Source organism: Erwinia sp. 9145 (assembly GCF_000745075.1).
Lineage (GTDB): Bacteria > Pseudomonadota > Gammaproteobacteria > Enterobacterales > Enterobacteriaceae > Erwinia > Erwinia oleae.
Genome location: NZ_JQNE01000001.1, coordinates 1,400,583 through 1,418,325, shown reverse-complemented (window position 1 = coordinate 1,418,325; position 17,743 = coordinate 1,400,583). Strand labels below are relative to the sequence as shown.

19 protein-coding genes and 2 tRNA genes are annotated in these 17,743 nt (G+C 52.3%); 9 read left to right on the top strand and 12 right to left on the bottom strand.

The features are described 5' to 3' along the window. Positions 1–25: 25 nt before the first annotated feature. From pgsA to uvrY, 3 genes are all read right to left on the bottom strand, one after another. Positions 26–574, bottom strand: a complete 549-nt coding sequence (pgsA, locus tag FA91_RS06960) for a CDP-diacylglycerol--glycerol-3-phosphate 3-phosphatidyltransferase (RefSeq protein WP_034913951.1) — start codon at positions 572–574, stop codon at positions 26–28. Between the two features lie 71 nt (positions 575–645). Then, on the bottom strand, positions 646–2,478 hold the full coding sequence (gene uvrC, locus FA91_RS06955) for an excinuclease ABC subunit UvrC (RefSeq protein ID WP_034913948.1): 1,833 nt from the start codon (positions 2,476–2,478) through the stop codon (positions 646–648). Continuing rightward, positions 2,471–3,130 (bottom strand): UvrY/SirA/GacA family response regulator transcription factor, encoded by a 660-nt coding sequence (gene uvrY / locus FA91_RS06950; protein WP_034913946.1) that lies wholly within the window; start codon positions 3,128–3,130, stop codon positions 2,471–2,473. The genes uvrC and uvrY overlap by 8 nt, the downstream gene beginning before the upstream one ends. A 231-nt stretch (positions 3,131–3,361) precedes the next feature. Here uvrY and FA91_RS06945 point away from each other — a divergent pair, with 231 nt between their 5' ends. Then, positions 3,362–3,586, top strand: a complete 225-nt coding sequence (locus tag FA91_RS06945) for a DUF2594 family protein (RefSeq protein ID WP_034913944.1) — start codon at positions 3,362–3,364, stop codon at positions 3,584–3,586. A gap of 149 nt (positions 3,587–3,735) precedes the next feature. Here the strand turns inward: FA91_RS06945 and FA91_RS06940 are convergent, their stop codons facing one another. From FA91_RS06940 to FA91_RS06930, 3 genes are all read right to left on the bottom strand, one after another. Then, entirely contained in the window at positions 3,736–4,362 is a 627-nt protein-coding gene (locus tag FA91_RS06940) for an acyl-homoserine-lactone synthase (protein ID WP_034913942.1), read from the bottom strand. A gap of 129 nt (positions 4,363–4,491) precedes the next feature. Next, positions 4,492–5,214 (bottom strand): transcriptional regulator SdiA, encoded by a 723-nt coding sequence (sdiA, locus tag FA91_RS06935; RefSeq protein ID WP_034913938.1) that lies wholly within the window; start codon positions 5,212–5,214, stop codon positions 4,492–4,494. Between the two features lie 1,090 nt (positions 5,215–6,304). Continuing rightward, positions 6,305–6,994: an extensin family protein gene (locus FA91_RS06930; protein ID WP_197060516.1), complete on the bottom strand. Its 690-nt coding sequence runs from the start codon at positions 6,992–6,994 to the stop codon at positions 6,305–6,307. Positions 6,995–7,246: 252 nt separating this feature from the next. Here FA91_RS06930 and cycA point away from each other — a divergent pair, with 252 nt between their 5' ends. Then, positions 7,247–8,641: a D-serine/D-alanine/glycine transporter gene (gene cycA / locus FA91_RS06925; protein ID WP_034913933.1), complete on the top strand. Its 1,395-nt coding sequence runs from the start codon at positions 7,247–7,249 to the stop codon at positions 8,639–8,641. Positions 8,642–8,712: 71 nt separating this feature from the next. Here cycA and FA91_RS20435 read toward each other — a convergent pair whose 3' ends face one another. Further along, complete coding sequence (locus FA91_RS20435) at positions 8,713–8,892, bottom strand: general stress protein (RefSeq protein WP_072016872.1); 180 nt, start codon at positions 8,890–8,892, stop codon at positions 8,713–8,715. A 493-nt stretch (positions 8,893–9,385) separates the two neighbouring features. Here FA91_RS20435 and wrbA point away from each other — a divergent pair, with 493 nt between their 5' ends. From wrbA to FA91_RS06910, 3 genes are all read left to right on the top strand, one after another. Continuing rightward, positions 9,386–9,985 carry an NAD(P)H:quinone oxidoreductase gene (gene wrbA, locus FA91_RS06920; RefSeq protein WP_034913929.1) on the top strand — a complete coding sequence of 200 codons (600 nt, stop codon included), beginning with the start codon at positions 9,386–9,388 and terminating at the stop codon, positions 9,983–9,985. Between the two features lie 18 nt (positions 9,986–10,003). Then, entirely contained in the window at positions 10,004–10,234 is a 231-nt protein-coding gene (locus FA91_RS06915; protein ID WP_034913927.1) for a YccJ family protein, read from the top strand. Positions 10,235–10,398: 164 nt separating this feature from the next. After that, entirely contained in the window at positions 10,399–11,769 is a 1,371-nt protein-coding gene (locus FA91_RS06910) for an NAD-dependent succinate-semialdehyde dehydrogenase (protein WP_034913925.1), read from the top strand. Positions 11,770–11,834: 65 nt separating this feature from the next. On the opposite strand, the gene agp is transcribed toward FA91_RS06910, so the two are convergent. The 3 genes from agp to FA91_RS06895 form a co-directional block, all read right to left on the bottom strand. Then, on the bottom strand, positions 11,835–13,358 hold the full coding sequence (gene agp, locus FA91_RS06905; RefSeq protein WP_034919047.1) for a bifunctional glucose-1-phosphatase/inositol phosphatase: 1,524 nt from the start codon (positions 13,356–13,358) through the stop codon (positions 11,835–11,837). A 293-nt stretch (positions 13,359–13,651) separates the two neighbouring features. Then, a tRNA-Ser gene (locus tag FA91_RS06900) sits at positions 13,652–13,739 on the bottom strand. Between the two features lie 215 nt (positions 13,740–13,954). Continuing rightward, positions 13,955–14,042, bottom strand: a tRNA-Ser gene (locus FA91_RS06895). Positions 14,043–14,260: 218 nt separating this feature from the next. Here FA91_RS06895 and yccA point away from each other — a divergent pair. Next, a complete protein-coding gene (gene yccA, locus FA91_RS06890) occupies positions 14,261–14,917 on the top strand; it encodes an FtsH protease modulator YccA (protein ID WP_034913922.1) in 657 nt (218 codons plus the stop codon). Positions 14,918–15,017: 100 nt separating this feature from the next. Beyond that, complete coding sequence (locus tag FA91_RS06885; RefSeq protein ID WP_034913919.1) at positions 15,018–15,344, top strand: TusE/DsrC/DsvC family sulfur relay protein; 327 nt, start codon at positions 15,018–15,020, stop codon at positions 15,342–15,344. On the opposite strand, the gene yccX is transcribed toward FA91_RS06885, so the two are convergent. Continuing rightward, positions 15,341–15,619, bottom strand: a complete 279-nt coding sequence (gene yccX, locus FA91_RS06880) for an acylphosphatase (RefSeq protein ID WP_034913917.1) — start codon at positions 15,617–15,619, stop codon at positions 15,341–15,343. The two genes, FA91_RS06885 and yccX, sit on opposite strands and share 4 nt — an antisense overlap. A gap of 87 nt (positions 15,620–15,706) precedes the next feature. On the opposite strand from yccX, the gene rlmI reads away from it, so the two are divergent. Further along, a complete protein-coding gene (rlmI, locus tag FA91_RS06875) occupies positions 15,707–16,897 on the top strand; it encodes a 23S rRNA (cytosine(1962)-C(5))-methyltransferase RlmI (RefSeq protein ID WP_034913914.1) in 1,191 nt (396 codons plus the stop codon). A 59-nt stretch (positions 16,898–16,956) separates the two neighbouring features. Next, complete coding sequence (gene hspQ / locus FA91_RS06870) at positions 16,957–17,271, top strand: heat shock protein HspQ (protein ID WP_034913912.1); 315 nt, start codon at positions 16,957–16,959, stop codon at positions 17,269–17,271. A 27-nt stretch (positions 17,272–17,298) separates the two neighbouring features. Here hspQ and FA91_RS06865 read toward each other — a convergent pair whose 3' ends face one another. Beyond that, positions 17,299–17,715: a CoA-binding protein gene (locus FA91_RS06865; protein WP_034913911.1), complete on the bottom strand. Its 417-nt coding sequence runs from the start codon at positions 17,713–17,715 to the stop codon at positions 17,299–17,301. Positions 17,716–17,743: the final 28 nt, after the last annotated feature.

Sequence of the window (17,743 nt, the reverse complement as noted above, 5' to 3'; positions counted from 1 at the left end):
TGTCCGTTTGCTGCTTTTTACGGCGTCACCCTTCAAACAGGTCGCCGCGTGCTGCATTGAGATACTGGAACATTGACCAGAAGGTGAGCACTGCGGCGATATAGAACGCCACCACGCCAATGCCGATCACCATCGTGTCATAACGCCAGAGCAGCGCCACCAGCGACAGCATCTGCGCGGTGGTTTTCACTTTACCAATCCAGGAGACCGCCACGCTGCTGCGCTTGCCTATCTCCGCCATCCACTCCCGCAGTGCAGAAATGATAATCTCGCGGGCAATCATCGTTGCCGCCGGCAGCGTGATCCACCAGGAATGAAAATACTCCGCCACCAGCACCAGCGCGATCGCCACCATCACCTTGTCAGCTACCGGGTCGAGGAAAGCGCCAAAACGCGTCGTTTGCTTCAGGCGGCGAGCCAGATAGCCATCGAACCAGTCGGTAATAGCTGCGACAATAAAAATGAGCGCGCACGCCAGGGGAGCCCACTGAAAAGGCAGATAAAACGCCAGAACAAAGAAGGGGATCAGCACGACACGAAACAGTGTAAGCAACGTCGGAATATTAAGATGCATAGATACGCTAACTGTCTGGGCAGGGTAGAATTTGTCCTTATGTTCCTACATTGCCCGAAGGGTTGCAATGCTTAGTGTTTCAGCGAATGGAAGATTTTCTCTGCCAGCGCATGGGATATTCCCGGAACGCTGGCAATTTCATCCACCGAGGCGTTCATCAACGGTTGCAGGCCGCCCATGTATTTCAGCAGCTGCTGGCGCCTTTTTGGCCCTATCCCCTCAATTGATTCCAGCGCGCTGGTGTTCTTCGCTTTCGCGCGTTTATTGCGATGCCCGGTAATTGCATGATTGTGAGAGTCGTCACGAATATGCTGAATGACATGCAGCGCTGGCGAATCAGGCGGCAGGGAGAAACCCTCACCTTCCGGTTCAAAGAACAGCGTCTCCAGTCCGGCTTTACGGTCGGTGCCTTTAGCAATGCCGAGTAAAATGGGATGTGACTTATCCCACTCGACATTCAGTTCGGCAAATACTTTTTTCGCCTGACCGAGCTGCCCTTTTCCGCCATCAATCAGGATCACATCCGGAATTTTGCTCTCTTCCAGCGCTTTACCATAGCGGCGACGCAGCACCTGATTCATCGCCGCATAGTCATCACCCGGCGTAATACCGGTGATGTTATAGCGGCGATACTCCGCGCGCAGCGGGCCATTACTGTCAAACACCACGCAGGAAGCAACGGTCTGCTCCCCCATCGTATGGCTGATATCAAAGCACTCCATGCGTTTGATGTCGGGCAGCTTCAGTACGCCAGCCAGCGCAGTAAGCCGCTGATGAATAGTTGATTGCTGAGAAAGCCTGCTGGTGAGCGCCGTGCTGGCGTTAGTGCGCGCGAGTTTCATGTAGCGCGCCCGGTCGCCGCGTGGATTGCTTTGAATGGAGACGCGACGTCCGGCGAGTTCGGTCAACGAATCCGCCAGCAGCGTTTTTTCCGGCAGCGCAAAGTCCAGCAGGATATCGGATGGCAGCGTGCGTGCCTGGCTCCCCTGGAGATAAAACTGGCCGACAAAGGTTTGCACCACCTCCGACAATTCGGTATCTCCCGGCACTTTTGGGAAATAGCTGCGGCTGCCCAGCACCTTGCCCTGGCGAATAAAAAGCACATGCAGGCAGGCCATGCCCGCGTCATAGGCAACGCCAATCACGTCCAGATCGTCGCCATTGTTCGATACAAATTGCTTTTCCGTGACGCGGCGCACCGCCTGAATCTGATCGCGCAATCGCGCCGCTTCTTCAAAACGCATCTCACGACTGGCCGCTTCCATCATTCCAACCAGTTGATTCAACACCTGATCGTCTTTGCCGGAAAGAAACAGGCGTACCCACGCCACCTGCTGCGCATACTCTTCCTCCGAGACCAGCCCGGCGACGCACGGCCCAAGGCAGCGTCCGATCTGGTATTGCAGACACGGACGCGAACGGTTGCGGTAGACGCTGTTTTCACACTGGCGGATCGGAAAAATTTTCTGCAACAGCGACAGGGTTTCACGCACGGCGTAACCGTTGGGAAACGGGCCAAAATACTCGCCCTTCACATGTTTTGCACCACGATGGCTGGCCAGCCGTGGATGGGTGTCGCCGCTGAGAAATATATAAGGATAGGATTTGTCGTCGCGCAGCAGTACGTTGTAGCGCGGCTGATAAAGCTTGATGTAGTTGTGTTCAAGCAGCAGCGCTTCCGTTTCGGTATGCGTCACGGTGACATCAATCTGCCGGATACTCGCGACCAGCGCTTCGGTTTTTCGGCTACCCGGATTGACCCGGAAATAGCTGGAAAGCCGCTTTTTGAGATCTTTTGCTTTGCCCACATAGATAACCGTGCCGCCCGCATCGTACATACGATAGACGCCCGGCTGGCTGGTTACGGATTTCAGGAAGGATGGCGCATCAAATACATCATTCACTACTGATTAACGACTCCGGATTGAACAGGCCGTGGCGGATGGCAAGGTGCGTTAATTCAACGTCGCCGCTGATATTAAGCTTGCTGAACATACGATAGCGGTAGCTGTTGACGGTTTTTGGGCTCAGGTTGAGGTGTTCGGAAATTTCCGCCACTTTCTGGCCCCGGGTGATCATCAGCATAATCTGTAATTCACGTTCCGACAAACTCCCGAAAGGCGAATCGGTTTTCTGCGGTTCTATCTGGCTGAGCGCCATCTGCTGAGCAATATCAGAAGCGATATAGCGCTGACCGGCGTTAACGGATCGAATGGCGCTGACCACCTCCTGCGGCGCGGCGCCTTTACTGAGATAGCCGGCAGCACCGGCCTGCATGACGCGCGCAGGCAGGGGATTTTCGGTATGAATGGTGAGCATGATGATTTTGATGTCGGGGCGGTAGCGCACAATTTTTCGCGTTGCTTCGAGTCCGCCGATCCCCGGCATATTCATATCCATCAGCACCACATCGACGCTGTTTGAGCGACACCACTTTACCGCATCTTCACCGCAGCTTGCCTCTCCCGCAACGTGAAAGCCTTTAATATCTTCCAGTATACGGCGGATCCCGGCGCGAACGAGTTCATGGTCATCAACAAGAAGAACGCTAATCAAACCGGTGTCTCCAGATGAGTAATGCCATACACATTTGGGCATTTTTCAGGTCAGAGATCTTACCTCTTTTTGCGGGTGGGTTGAACATAAAATTAGTTTGCGCGGCGGCATCGCGTCATTATCATACAGGTTACCGATTTATGTGATGATTATGTGATATACTTGTTATTAATCAACGTTATCAGCCGCATTTTGCGCTGGTGAAATGATAGTGACTGATAAGGAGTAACTATGAGCAATACTGACTTTTCAACCAGTGAAGAGACAAAAACCCTGGCCGAAGAGATGGCCTGTATGAAGGCGCTGGTCACATTTATGCTGAAAGGAATGGGCCAGGCCGATGCAGGTAAGGTGATAATTAATATGGAAAAATATATTAATCAGCTCACCGATCGCCGTCAGGCCGACGTATTTACTGATACGATCGGGCAGATTAAAGAAGCCTATCGCAAATAGTTTTCCGTGTCCGATGAGGCCCGTCGATCGCGCCTCAACGAGCCAGAGTGATAACTTTTCAGACCGGCCGTGACAACAGGCTTACCCTTTAAGGCGCTACCCGGGTCGCGGCCGCCTGAGTACTGATTTTTACAGGCCAGACGGCGCGCCTAACGCGTTTTATTCCAGTTAGCAGAGACGCCCAGCGAAGGCAGCACTTCCGCCGGACTGAAACGCCGTGCACCGTGGAACTTAGCAGCCAGGTGAGGCTGCTCAACCGGAATGCTGATGGCAAACAGATTATCCTCCGACTGGATAACACCGGCAGACAACGGCGCATAAACCACGTTGTTTTCTGCAAACATCTGTTCCAGCATGGGCGTGGCGGCGCTGTACAGATATTTTACGCCGGACTGTTCTGCCAACTGCACGCTGTGCCATAAAATACTCAAAGGTAGCGTGGCATCGATATCAAGCCTGGCGGAGAAACGTGACATCTCCCAGATCGGTAACGCATGCGGAAGCGCCGGTTTTTCTCCCGCCTCCTCCAGCACCTCTCCCTCCGGCCTGTGCCACTCAATCAAACGCGCGCAGCCACAGATGCCATGCTGGGCATTCCATGCGATTATCCAGGTTACATCCGAGCGATCAAAGCGATCGTATTCCTGGCCCGGCGTACTGAGCCGCGAAGGTATCGACCATCCCTCTTCCCGCGCATACACGCTGTAACGATAGCTGCCCAGTTCAGCCAGTAAAGAGGAAGGCATATCCTTCAGCTTTGTTTGAATGATTTTCATTATAATTCCTCTCCCGCATTCCTTCGTGAATGCCGCTCCTGACGGCTTGAGCAGGGGCTGCAACCCCGGCGCAGGGTAGACAACCAATTAGCAATACGAAACTACTAAATTTAGTAGTTGCTGCGCTGTTCAGAGTAGTCCGATTGCCGCAGCATAGGTGGCTACCTGGGTTCTGTTTGTCGCATTAAATCGCTTTTGCATATTTTTTTGGTGAAAATTAACGGTATGTTCAGAGATGGAGAGGATCAACGATATTTCCACAGAGGTTTTACCTTCTGCCGTCCATTTAAGTATTTCCAGCTCACGCTGACTTAATTCCATGTCCAGAACCGATACCGATATATCATTTACCCGCTGTAGTGCTTCAAGCATCGCCACCATCAGATGCTGTATCTTTAGCTGCTTTTCTTCTGTCAACCCACTGTTATCAAATGTCTTTTCCGAAGCGACCGATAAAATACACAGGGCACGATTTTTAGTCATGGATGAGCAGGAAAAACCCGAATGAATTCCGTGTTTTTTTGCTGCTTCAAACACACCCTGCCCTTCACTAACAAGGTCATCATTCCATAACAATATTTTCCCGGGCATCAGACAATGCCGGATTACGGGATCTTTTTCCGCAAACTTTTCTTTCTGATAAATCCGAACCCATTTTTTAGGATAATTACTGTATATGAAAATCCTCGGCCGGGTAAAAGGTATGGGATGACGAATATACAGAGCATAATATTCAAACCCCAGCATTTGGATCTGCTGTTCAATAAGATAAATTACATCAGCGCCATTTTGAGCATGATGAAAACTGAACCGCATTTCATTGCGCCAACTGAAATAATCTTCAGCAGTCATTAACGCCTCATCGAAATGGCAGACTTTCCCTTATCCGACAGGTCAGGGCTTCTCCGCAAAACAAAATTCCACTTCCGTAACAGTTAATTACAGACGCTAAGGTGAGACGGAAAATAAAGCGGCTTCCGTCGCTTCCGGCTTCGCAAAAAATGTATCATCAACTCAGCCCGGCGCAATGTTCGCGTTAACAGACAATTATTCCTGTGCTCCCTGTCTGTAACCACCTGCCTCTGAGCAGCTCTCTTAATGGAACAAGAATAGGATTTTTCCTGGAAATATTCAATATTTTTGACATTATTTCATACCTGATAAGGTCTAAATTTTTTGAGCCAGTTAATCAATTTTTTTCATCTAAAAAGAAATTTGGCTTAGATCAATGAGTAACCCATTAATAGCTATATCAATAAAATCCTTTTGTCCAATTTGGCTTTATCAAATGCATTAATTTTAAGAGAGTATCACTAAATTGAGGTTAATCATTCAAAGCAGAACAGCCATCCGTTAAGGCGTTGACAGCCCACATCCCGGAAGACCTGAGGATTCGCCACTGTCTGCAAGGTCTGCGTATCGTTGATTTTACATGCCGCCTCATCGCGCAATCAGCACCATTCAAGAAAAATTTTTGGTCTCAATAAAAGTGAAGCGAACGTTTTGCACTCTGTTCATAAGGCTTTTACACGCTCAATTCCTCCCCCTGGCGTTAACAGCGCGGCCTGAACAGAGACTCTCTGGCTATAAGCTATATTTTTATAAATTAATGCGCTCATGATTATAACAATGGCTGGCTCTGGCACGCTGAAAATCCGGTTCCGGTTTAAGACCGCGCATATATTTAGTACAAAATACAGTGAGGCTGCTGTAAACGGTTTTCAATGTCGACACACGCAATTAAATCAAATTTTTTTCTCTGCTTTTTTTAATACTGGCATTTTCCGGGCTTGTTAACCTGGCGATTGCACTTTTATTCAGGTAAGAGTGGCCCGCTTGCTCACCGGCGGGCGTTTTATGCTGGAAAAAACAGTTTTTTCCCTATTAGCCGCTGACTCAGGTGCCAACAGGCTGCCTGTTGTTTGAAACCCTGCTGCATGCCTTATCGACAAATACCAAAACCTTGCATACCAAGGTGAAAATGACCGGCATGGGCGGCATTATAATCAGGCCCCAGCGCATTACCATAATAGCGGCAGCTTTGTTGAAATATCTGTTTGAGCCAGGGCGAGGCGGCATTTGTCGCAGTCCAGGCACCCGCGACGCTGATACGTCTGCCGTTGTTCAGTTGAAATGCCGTGACGTCCAGCGCATCGGCCGTGGCATGCTCACTCAGCCTGCCCTGTGCGCGGTGGTAAATATTACGACAGGCGTAGCTCCCCACATGATCGATACGCGCCAACGGCGAGCCCATTTCGCTTGCCGCCAACGGTTTAACCACCTGGGTGACATACATCGCTGAACTCAATGCTAACGGACAACTTGCCAGGAAACTGGTGCTCAGCCGTACTTCGCCAAAGCTGACCACCCGCACGGGCGATGAAAGCGGGCAGTTGCCGTCTACAGAGCCGGGTTCTGTATAGCGAATAGCGCCTGCTTTCTGCGCGCGTTGCAGTACCGCAAGGCAGGCAGCCGGATCGCCAGAAAGCCGCTTAAGTTTGTAGCGTGTAATAAATGAAGGCGCGTCGGTTACATTGAGCGGCAGGAAGGGATTCCAGGCTGCGGGCAAATAGCGTTGCAGCACCGGCGTAATGGCTACGCCAAAGAGGATCAGAACGCCAATCGTTATCAAAAATTTCATCTGTGATGGATCTCCCTCCAGGCGGCTGATTCAAAAAGCTTAGCGGTGTTTTTGCGCAATCGAGCCGGTTCTACCTAACTTTACCTGTATCCGCTCTACATTTGCGTTAAGCTTTGCGCCTGAAAAACGCGTTGAGCGTTAAGTCGCGGGAACTGACTCACGTCTTCGCTCACTGCCTTTTATCTCATTAAATAAAAGCCTTCAGAGCTTAAACAACATCACGTAAAGGACGGATAATTCGTAATGGTTGACCAGTTAAATAAAACGCCTTTGGCGGAGGAGAAGCCGGAGGAGCTTCGGCGAAACCTGCACAATCGTCATATCCAGCTCATCGCTATCGGCGGCGCTATTGGCACCGGCCTGTTTATGGGTTCAGGCAAGACCATCAGCCTGGCCGGCCCTTCAATCATATTTGTCTATATGATTATCGGCTTTATGCTGTTTTTCGTTATGCGCGCCATGGGCGAGTTGCTGCTTTCAAATCTGGAATATAAATCATTCAGCGACTTTGCCGCAGATTTGCTGGGGCCCTGGGCAGGCTACTTTACCGGCTGGACCTACTGGTTTTGTTGGGTGGTGACCGGCATTGCCGACGTGGTTGCCATCAGCGCCTATTTTCAGCTCTGGTTTCCCGACTTTTCCATCTGGATGAGCGCCCTGCTCTGCGTCGTCGTTTTCCTGACGCTGAATATCGCGACGGTGAAATTATTTGGCGAAATGGAGTTCTGGTTCGCCATCATTAAAATCATCGCCATTATCGCGCTGATTGCGGTGGGTATTGTTCTGGTTGCCATGCATTTCCCTTCGCCCGGCGGAGGTACCGCTGCGCTGAGTAATATCTGGAGTCATGGCGGGATGTTCCCCAAAGGCCTGAGCGGCTTTTTTGCGGGCTTTCAGATAGCGGTATTCGCCTTTGTCGGTATCGAACTGGTCGGCACCGCCGCCGCAGAAACGCACGATCCGAAAACCGTGTTGCCGCGTGCCATTAACGCGATACCGCTACGCATTATTATGTTTTACGTTCTGTCGCTGCTGGTGATTATGGCGGTAACGCCGTGGGACCAGGTTGTCGCCGATCGCAGTCCGTTCGTTGAGATGTTTGTATTGATCGGTCTGCCCGCTGCCGCCAGTATCGTCAACTTTGTGGTGCTGACTTCAGCGGCTTCATCTGCCAACAGCGGTATTTTTTCAACCAGCCGTATGCTGTATGGTCTGGCGCAACAGGGCGTGGCGCATCGCCGTTTTGGTCTTCTTTCAGGGCGCGCAGTGCCCACAACCGGCCTGTTTTTCTCCTGTTTTTGTCTGCTTGCCGGCGTGGCGCTGATCTATCTGATCCCCAACGTGATGACGGTGTTTACGCTGGTCACCACCGTGTCGGCCATACTCTTTATGTTTGTATGGACGATCATTCTTTGCTCCTACCTGGCGTGGCGGAAGCAGCGTCCGCAGCAGCACATAGAGTCCACCTACAAAATGCCGGCTGGAATAATTATGTGCTGGGTTTGCATAGCTTTTTTTGCTTTTGTACTGGTGTTGTTGACGCTACAAGAGGATACACGACAGGCGCTGATGGTTACGCCGCTGTGGTTTGTAATGCTGAGTATTGGCTGGTGGCTGCGAAAGCGTAAAAAAGGATAACCGAAGCCGTTCGGCGACGGGATGACGTTATATCAGCGTCCCGTCGCCGCCGGATAAAAATACGTTCAGCGTTATTCTGCGGTCTCCCGATTTCCACGGCTGTTGCGTCCCCCTTTCACTCCGGCTTCTGAAGCCCGTTGAGGATCGTTTTTGAAGTTTCCTCCGCTGACTTTGCCACCTTTACGTCCCGCTTCTGACGCTCTTTTTCGGTCTTCAGCGAAATTTCCAGATCCACCACGATGTTCTGCCATTTCTCACCTCCAAATCGTTAAACGGTTAAGTGCCAATAAGTATCACTGAGTTTACCTGCGTTCGCGTTCAGAATTTTATTCCCCTGACGCATTATTAAGCATAGATGACTGAGATAAAGCGCGCGTAATTTAATCTATTACGCGTAAAAACGCTGTTTTTTTAGTGGTAATGATTTTTTTAACCTGCTGTTAAGACTCTTTTTTTGTTGGGTATGAAACACCTGGCCACAGCGCAGACACAGCAGAGTCACACCGATCTTCTATACTTAATCAGTGAAACATTCATCAACCACAATGATAAGGAGCGTGCTATGGCTGAATCAGAAAAGCGTCCAATCGCGAAGGATGACCCGCGGAATGCGCCTGAATCAGGTGATAAAATGCCCTCTGATAATTCGCAAAAGTCCCCAAAAAAATCGTAACTGAACGGCTGTGCACGCAGGTGCCAGCCGTTTTTGCGTATATTTAAAACCTATTTTCAAGGAGAGAGACGGTGGCACGAATTTTAGTTCTTTATTACTCCATGTACGGTCATATCGAGACAATGGCGCAGGCCGTGGCCGAAGGCGCAAAAGGCGTTGAGGGCGTAGACGTCACCATTAAACGCGTCCCGGAAACAATGGACGCCGAACGATTTGCCCAGGTGGGCGGCAAAACCGATCAGTCGGCGGAGATTGCAACCACGGAAGAGCTGCCGCAGTACGATGCGATCATAATCGGTACACCAACCCGCTTCGGTAACATGGCAGGACAGATGCGTACTTTTCTCGATCGCACCGGCGGGCTCTGGGCTTCCGGCGCGCTGCAAGGGAAACTTGCCAGCGTATTTTCTTCTACCGGCACCGGTGGCGGTCAGGAGCATACCATCTCTTCCACCTGGACCACCCTCGCCCATCACGGCATGGTGATTGTGCCCATTGGCTACGGTGCAAAAGAGCTTTTTGATATTTCGCAGGTGCGCGGCGGCACGCCTTATGGTGCGACCACGCTTGCAGGGGGCGATGGTTCCCGACAGCCCAGCGAGGCCGAATTAAATATTGCCCGCTATCAGGGACAACTGGTCGCTGGTCTGGCCGTTAAACTCAATGGATAAACTCATCAGGAGAATATTATGGCAACGCAACAATCTAAAGAGCATCGTGTAGGAGAGTGGGCAAGCCTGCGCGCAACGTCCCCGGAAATTGCTGAGGCCATTTTTGAAGTGGCGGATTATGATGAAAAGCTTGCCGAAGAAATTTGGGAGCAACAGGGCAGCGATGATGTGCTGATCCGCGCATTTGAAAAAACGGACGCCAACGAGCTGACCTGGGACAACAAGGTCGTCGAACGTAAAAACGTTTAATTGTCCGGATTAAAATAAGGCGGGTCTACCCGCCTTTTTTCTTTTTGTGCATACAGATAATTCTCCTTTCAACATAGTTACGTTGAGTAATCAGCGCTCCTTTTACTACGCTTACCCACGTCAAAGCCCACAACCGGGCAGAAAACAGTGAAAGGAGCGCAACAATGTCTTACCAGACCATTAATCCCGCCAGTAATAAACTGATCAAGTCCTGGCCCGCACACAGCGCTCAACAGGTTGGGCAGGCATTAACCGCTGCTGATAATCTTTTCCATTCGGCCTGGTCGAAAGGCCCGATACAGCCACGTCTTCAGGTTCTGAAGAAGATGGCCGACCTGATCGACAGCCGGGTTGAAGAGCTGGCGAAAGTTGCCAGCACCGAAATGGGTAAACTGATTGCCCAGAGCCGCAGCGAAGTGAAGCTTTGCGCGCAGATCGCCCGCTACTACGCGGAAAATGCCGGGCGCTTCCTGGCCCCGACAAAATATCCAACCGATCTGGGCGAAGCCTGGGTTGAGAATCATCCGATTGGCGTGCTGGTGGCCGTCGAACCGTGGAATTTCCCGTACTACCAGCTCATGCGTGTGCTGGCGCCAAATCTGGCGGCGGGCAACCCGGTGCTGGCGAAGCATGCAGCTAACGTCCCGCACTGCGCAACGCTGTTTGAAGCGCTGGTAAAAGAAGCGGGCGCGCCGGAGGGGGCATGGACAAACCTGTTCGTCAGTAACGAGCAAATTGCTGACCTGATCGCAGACGATCGCGTCAAAGGCGCGGCCCTGACCGGCTCAGAGCGTGCCGGGAGCGCCGTCGCGCAGCAGGCAGGAAAATACCTGAAAAAAACCACGCTGGAACTGGGCGGTAACGATGTCTTTATGGTGCTGGACGATTGCGATCTCGATAAAGCCGTTGCGGCTGGCGTCGGCGCGCGCCTGAGCAACTGTGGACAGGTCTGCACCGCAGCGAAACGCTTTATTATTCATGAAAAAGTGGCCGATGCCTTTCTGGAAAAATTCACCCAGGCATTTCGTGAAGTAAAAATCGGCGATCCCCTGGATGAAAGCACGACGCTCGGCCCGCTCTCTTCCGCTTCCGCGCGAGATACGCTGGTAAAACAGGTGGATGAGGCCGTTGCCAGGGGCGCGAAACTGCATCTCGGCGGAAAAGCCGTTGCGGGCGAAGGTTGCTTTTACGAACCCACTATTTTAACCGGCATCACTCGCGATAATCCGGCATGGTTTGAAGAGTTCTTTGGCCCGGTAGCGCAGGTCTACGTAGTCAAAAATGATGATGACGCGGTTGCGCTGGCTAACGACTCACATTACGGCCTGGGCGGTGCGGTCTTCACCAATAACATTGAACGCGGTAAAACGCTCGCTTCCCGTATCGAAACCGGCATGGTTTATATCAACTCCGCCAGCAACACTGCGGCAGAACTGCCTTTCGGCGGCGTGAAACGTTCCGGGTACGGACGGGAGCTTTCCGATTTAGGCATTAAGGAATTTGTTAACCAGAAGCTGGTGGTTGTCAGCCAGTAAAGGTTTATCGGAAACATAAAAAAGCCGACGTATTCGTCGGCTTTTTCTTTTTCATTTGCGCCTCATCAGGATGATTTCTGCGCTGCCTGCGGCTGAGCGGTTTTATTCTTTTCAGCATCCGCTTTGTCTTTTGCAGCCTTGTCGGCATCCGCTTTCTCTTTGGCAGCTTTCTCTGCTGCCGCTTTGTCAGCAGCAGCTTTATCAGCAGGGGCAGGCTCGGCGCTTTTTACTGCGTCGGCTGGCGCTGCATCGCCTGCGGGCGCTTTTGCCGCGTTGTCCTTCTGCTCTGTCGCCTCTTTCGCTGCTGGTTTAACGCTTTCAGCAACGTTAGCCGCCATTGGCGTGCCTTCAATCGCTTTGTTCAGCACCTGAGTAAACTGATCCCAGGAACAGAAACCGTTCGCATCGGTGGGGCAGCCGTTCATTTGTAGCGTGACGCGTTTTGGCGGCGTCTCCAGCGACAGCGGTGTGGCATCGCGCAGCTGATCGCTGCTCTGGTAAACATATTCAACCTTCACCAGTTCTTTATCATTTTTCTTATCGTGCCAGCGCTGAAACTGGATCATGCCGCCAATAGGCGTCCGCTCATTTTGATCCGGCAACGTATAAGATTTGAAATCCAGCGCGGTCAGCAGCGAGGCGATGTTTGAATCATGCCCGACCATCAGCGTCACTTTCGGCGCAGCGGCCTGGTCTTCATCAACCAGCATGCTGCGGATATAGTCAACCAGCGGCGCTGCGACGTTACGCGCAACCTCTGGCGAGGTAAACAGCGTGTCCTGATAGGCATTTTTAATCGCCGACAGCTCTTTCCACTGTTCCGGGGTTTTGATTTGCCCCCACGCCACCTGATCCAGCGGCATGCCTTCATAATATTGCAACGTGAAGGCGTCAACCAGCGAGTTGCCCACCTTTAACGGCCCGGAAACGCCAGGCTCTTTGCCATTTTCTGCGCTGAATTGATTCTGTTTTTCACCAGAGAGATCGCACTGCTTTTTACCCTCGCATGCGGCGGCGTTCTTATAGTCGATAATCTTTTCCAGACGCTGGAAAGCAGGCTTCAGCGACTGCTTTTCGTCGGCGCTGTTCATAGCGGTCAGCGCTTTTTTGTTGAATTCTTCACTGCCGTCCGTCACGACCGGATTGAATACCGGATCCATTTCGCCCATCGCATCCTGATGCGTGACAGGCACGTCGCAGCCCGGGAAGGCGCCGGTAATAAAGAACTGCGCGGTTGCGACGGTGCGTTGCAGGCTGTTAGCGTAAGCGTAAACAGTATCGCTGCCCGGGCATTCGCCATCTTTGACCAGCCCCTGTTGGGCCAGCCATTCGCGCGTATAACGCCCCATATAGACTTCAAGTACGCCGCCTTTGGTGGTCAGTTGACCGCCCGGCACATCCCATTTCGGCCAGGCTTTTTTTGTTGACTGCGCCAGCACGCTCCCGTTATCAGCCAGCGGCGCGCGTAGGTTGTGGCGGCTCATCATTAAAACCTGCTCAAGCTGGTAATCACCCTCGGCGGCTGAGGCTGAAACCCCGGTAAGCGCCGAGCAAACCGCTAACGCGCAGAGACTAAGCTTTTTAATCATGTTTTTTTCCGTCGTTTATAGGTAAATGATCCGTGCGTGTGGAGCGTGCTGTTAAGAGGATAAGACAGCAACAAACTTCATAATACTCGTAACGCTATTCCAGAGAAAACGGACCCGCTGCCCGTCATAGTGAGAATATAGCAGAGTATCGCTTTTACCGTTCTGACGCATCAGGAGATTGAAAAGGAAAGGGATATTTTAGGAGTGATTAACAATCCTGTGGCTGGCGGGCCGCGCTGAGTGAACGCCGGAAAGCAAAACGGGCCGGCAATTTGCCGACCCGTTAAATGTGCTGGCGGAGGAGGAGAGATTCGAACTCTCGAACGGTTTCCCGTCGCCGGTTTTCAAGACCGGTGCCTTCAGCCACTCGGCCACCCCTCCGCACTTTTATCAGCAACAGGACGGTTTAACGCGTCAGGCAACTGATGGCGCGCAGTATAAAGTAACACGACAGCTTTGCCAAGCACGATTTTGCTTACTTTGTTGAATTTATGCGCTTTTATATGATTTTTTACAGCAAGGCATGTATGAAGAGAATGTTGGATTAATTGCAGAAAGCAAAACGGGCCAGCACGCTGCTGACCCGTTAAATTTGATGGCGGAGGAGGAGAGATTCGAACTCTCGAACGGTTTCCCGTCGCCGGTTTTCAAGACCGGTGCCTTCAGCCACTCGGCCACCCCTCCGCAATGAGGCGCACTATAAACAATCCACCCCAATCATGTAAAGCAAGTTTTGTCTCAACCGCCTGAAAAAACGTCAACTCTGTTTCGTTTGGCGCTATTTTCACCACACGGAGTAAGGAAGCGGCAACCTGCGGCGTAAAGAAGGGTAAAACGCCTTCCCCTCCCGCGCTCCGCTCCTTATTCTCAACGCTGATTTAATGACCCTGAGAGGCATTTATATGGATCGCATTGTTACTGGCGCACGCGAGCGCTCGTTAATCTCTACGCACAAGGTTTTGCGCAATACCTACTTCCTGCTGGGCCTGACGCTGGCGTTTTCTGCCGTAACGGCAACGCTGAGCACCGTCTTTGCTCTGCCCGCTCCCGGCCTGCTGCTGATGCTTGCCGGTTTTTACGGATTGATGTTTCTGACTTATCGCCTGGCTGACAGTCCGGCAGGCATTCTTGCTGCTTTCGCCTTCACCGGTTTTCTGGGCTACAGCCTGGGCCCAATGCTAAACGCGCTGCTGTCTGCGGGCATGGGCGACGTCATCGGGCTGGCGCTGGGCGGCACCGCGCTGGTGTTCTTCTGCTGCTCGGCCTACGTGCTGACGACCCGTAAAGACATGTCTTTCCTCGGCGGCATGATGATGGCCGGTTTTGTGGTGCTGCTGGTCGCGGTGGTGGCTAACCTGTTCTTACACATTCCTGCGCTGCATCTGGCGATCAGCGTGATGTTCGTGCTGTTCTCTTCCGGCGCGATCCTGTGGGAAACCAGCAACATTATCCACGGCGGCGAAACCAACTACATTCGTGCTACGGTCAGCCTGTACGTCTCCCTTTATAATATATTTGTCAGCCTGCTAAGCATCTTCGGTCTGTCTCGTAATAACTGATTGCCTCAGCAAAACATAAAGCCCCGCCATGCGGGGCTTTGTTTTTTGCAGCAGGAAATTTTGATAAACTTGCGGATGATTTCAATGCAGGAGAAAGACGGTGTTATTTGACGGTAAGCGTATCGAGCGAGATGCGCAGGGTTATCTGAAATCCATCAATGACTGGCATGAGGCGCTGGCGCCGCTGCTGGCAGAAGAGGAAGGCATTACGCTAACCGATGCTCACTGGGAAGTTGTGCATTTCGTTCGTGCGTTCTATCTGGAGTTCAATACCTCGCCTGCGGTAAGAATGCTGGTCAAGGCGATGGCGCAAAAGTACGGCGAAGAGAAAGGGAACAGCCGTTACCTGTTCCGCCTGTTCCCTGAGGGGCCGGCAAAACAGGCAACGAAAATTGCCGGCCTGCCAAAACCGGCAAAGTGCCTCTAGCGCGTGGTGAAACCCGCGTGCTCATCGCGCGGCTGATGCGGTTCACACAACACCTTATCTACCCGCGCGCTGCGTGGCCCGCCTGCTTTTAACCACGCAATCAGCGCTTCTACCTGCTCTGCTTCGCCGCACGCCAGCACCTCGACGCTACCGTCATCAAGGTTTTTTGCGTAGCCCTTCACTCCCAGCGATTTTGCTTCATGCTGCGTGCTGTAGCGAAATCCAACGCCCTGAACAAGGCCGTGCACCCAGGCACGCGTACATACAGTTGTCATACACTCCTCCGGCAGAGACGTAGTTTGCAATTTGTCGCCAGGCACCGGACAATAGCGCCTGTTTTTCTGACTTTAAGCATAGCAAATATGACCGCTCGTTTGATTCTTGCCAAAGGACGTGAAAAGTCCTTACTGCGTCGCCATCCCTGGATTTTCTCTGGCGCTGTTGCCCGCCTTGAAGGCCAGGCCAGCTCTGGCGAAACTATTGACGTCTGCGACAGCCACGGTAACTGGCTGGCCCGTGCCGCCTGGTCGCCCTCTTCGCAAATTCGTGCCCGCGCCTGGAGCTGGCAGCAGGACGAGGCTGTCGATACCGAATTTTTCGTGCGTCGTCTGACGACCGCACAGCGGCTTCGCGACTGGCTGGCCCAACGCGATAACCTGGACAGCTATCGCCTGATTGCAGGCGAATCGGACGGTCTGCCCGGCATTACTATCGATCGCTTTGGTAATTTTCTGGTGCTGCAACTGCTTTCGGCGGGTGCCGAGTATCAGCGCGCGACGCTCATCACTGCCCTTCAACGTTGCTACCCCTCCTGCGCGATTTACGACCGTTCAGACGTCTCCGTGCGTAAAAAAGAGGGGCTGCCGCTCACCTCAGGCGTGGTGCTGGGCGATATGCCGCCTGCGTTGTTGCCCATCACCGAGCATGGAATGAAGCTTCTGGTGGATATTCAAACCGGCCATAAAACGGGTTATTACCTTGACCAGCGCGACAGTCGCCTGGCCACGCGTCGCTATGCTGAAGGTGGTCGCGTCCTGAACTGTTTCTCCTATACCGGGGGATTTGCCGTTTCAGCGCTGATGGGCAACTGCCAGCAGGTCATCAGCGTTGACACCTCCCAGGCCGCGCTTGATGTCGCCAGGCAAAACGTCGAGCTTAACCACTTAGACCTGTCTAAAGCGGAGTTCGTGCGCGATGACGTCTTTAAGCTGCTGCGCCGCTATCGCGAAGAAGGCGAGCAGTTCGATCTTATTGTGATGGATCCGCCCAAGTTTGTAGAAAACAAGAATCAGCTTGCGGGCGCCTGCCGGGGTTATAAAGATATAAATATGTTGGCGATACAGTTACTTAAACCAGGAGGAACGCTGTTAACGTTCTCCTGTTCCGGGCTGATGCCAACGGATCTTTTTCAAAAAATCATCGCCGACGCCGCGCTGGATGCGCAGCGTGACGTACAATTTATAGAACAGTTCCGGCAGTCGGCAGATCATCCGGTCATCGCCAGCTACCCGGAAGGACTCTATTTAAAAGGATTTGCCTGCCGCGTACTGTGACTTGAAAACGCCGCCTTTGTCCCCATTTCAGAGGTGTGCATGTTTTACAGGAGGTCACAATGATTACCAGCAAATTTGGCCCGGGTCAGCAGGTTCGCCACAGGCTGTTGGGTTTTTTAGGTGTTGTGGTTGATGTCGATCCACACTATTCCCTGGAGGATTCGCACGATGATCTCGCCGAAAGCGAATCGCTGCGTAATGCGCCCTGGTATCACGTGGTGATTGAGGATGAAGACGGTATGACTGTCCAGACCTATCTGGCTGAAGCACAGCTATCCTGGGAGCAGCCGGACGGGCATCCTGAACAACCTTCGATGGATGAATTGGCGGCCTCAATACGTCATCAGCTTCAGGCGCCTCGTCTCAGAAATTAACAAAACCCCGCCGGGCGGGGTTTTTACTCAGCGCTTTTCAAGACCAAGGCGTGGAATTTCGATCTTAGGACAGCGATCCATCACGACTTTCAGTCCGGCTTTTTCTGCCAGTTCAGCAGCCTGCTGATTGATGACGCCCAGCTGTAACCAGAGCGATTTTGCCCCGATGGCAATCGCTTCCTGCGCCACGCCATACGCCGCTTCGCTGTTTCTGAAAACATCCACCATATCCACCGCTTCGGGGATCTCTTCCAGGCTGCTATAAACTCTCTGCCCCAACAGCATCTGCCCGTCAAGCTTTGGACTCACCGGCGTCACTTTATAACCTTGCGAAAGCAGCCACTTCATTACGCCATAGCTTGCCCGATGGGTTTTATCGCTCGCCCCAACCAGCGCGATATGGTGCGTAGATGTCAGCAGTTCAGCAATCATTTTATCATTCATGACTTTCTCCTTATGACCTTCCCTTTTA

Excerpts from the sequence above, each read along its gene's own strand:
- pgsA (WP_034913951.1), bottom strand. The coding sequence starts at position 574 with ATGCATCTTAATATTCCGACGTTGCTTACACTGTTTCGTGTCGTGCTG.
- FA91_RS06945 (WP_034913944.1), top strand. The coding sequence starts at position 3,362 with ATGAGCAATACTGACTTTTCAACCAGTGAAGAGACAAAAACCCTGGCC.
- FA91_RS06940 (WP_034913942.1), bottom strand. The coding sequence starts at position 4,362 with ATGAAAATCATTCAAACAAAGCTGAAGGATATGCCTTCCTCTTTACTG.
- sdiA (WP_034913938.1), bottom strand. The coding sequence starts at position 5,214 with ATGACTGCTGAAGATTATTTCAGTTGGCGCAATGAAATGCGGTTCAGT.
- cycA (WP_034913933.1), top strand. The coding sequence starts at position 7,247 with ATGGTTGACCAGTTAAATAAAACGCCTTTGGCGGAGGAGAAGCCGGAG.
- FA91_RS20435 (WP_072016872.1), bottom strand. The coding sequence starts at position 8,892 with ATGGCAGAACATCGTGGTGGATCTGGAAATTTCGCTGAAGACCGAAAA.
- FA91_RS06915 (WP_034913927.1), top strand. The coding sequence starts at position 10,004 with ATGGCAACGCAACAATCTAAAGAGCATCGTGTAGGAGAGTGGGCAAGC.
- FA91_RS06910 (WP_034913925.1), top strand. The coding sequence starts at position 10,399 with ATGTCTTACCAGACCATTAATCCCGCCAGTAATAAACTGATCAAGTCC.
- agp (WP_034919047.1), bottom strand. The coding sequence starts at position 13,358 with ATGATTAAAAAGCTTAGTCTCTGCGCGTTAGCGGTTTGCTCGGCGCTT.
- yccA (WP_034913922.1), top strand. The coding sequence starts at position 14,261 with ATGGATCGCATTGTTACTGGCGCACGCGAGCGCTCGTTAATCTCTACG.
- yccX (WP_034913917.1), bottom strand. The coding sequence starts at position 15,619 with ATGACAACTGTATGTACGCGTGCCTGGGTGCACGGCCTTGTTCAGGGC.
- rlmI (WP_034913914.1), top strand. The coding sequence starts at position 15,707 with ATGACCGCTCGTTTGATTCTTGCCAAAGGACGTGAAAAGTCCTTACTG.
- hspQ (WP_034913912.1), top strand. The coding sequence starts at position 16,957 with ATGATTACCAGCAAATTTGGCCCGGGTCAGCAGGTTCGCCACAGGCTG.
- FA91_RS06865 (WP_034913911.1), bottom strand. The coding sequence starts at position 17,715 with ATGAATGATAAAATGATTGCTGAACTGCTGACATCTACGCACCATATC.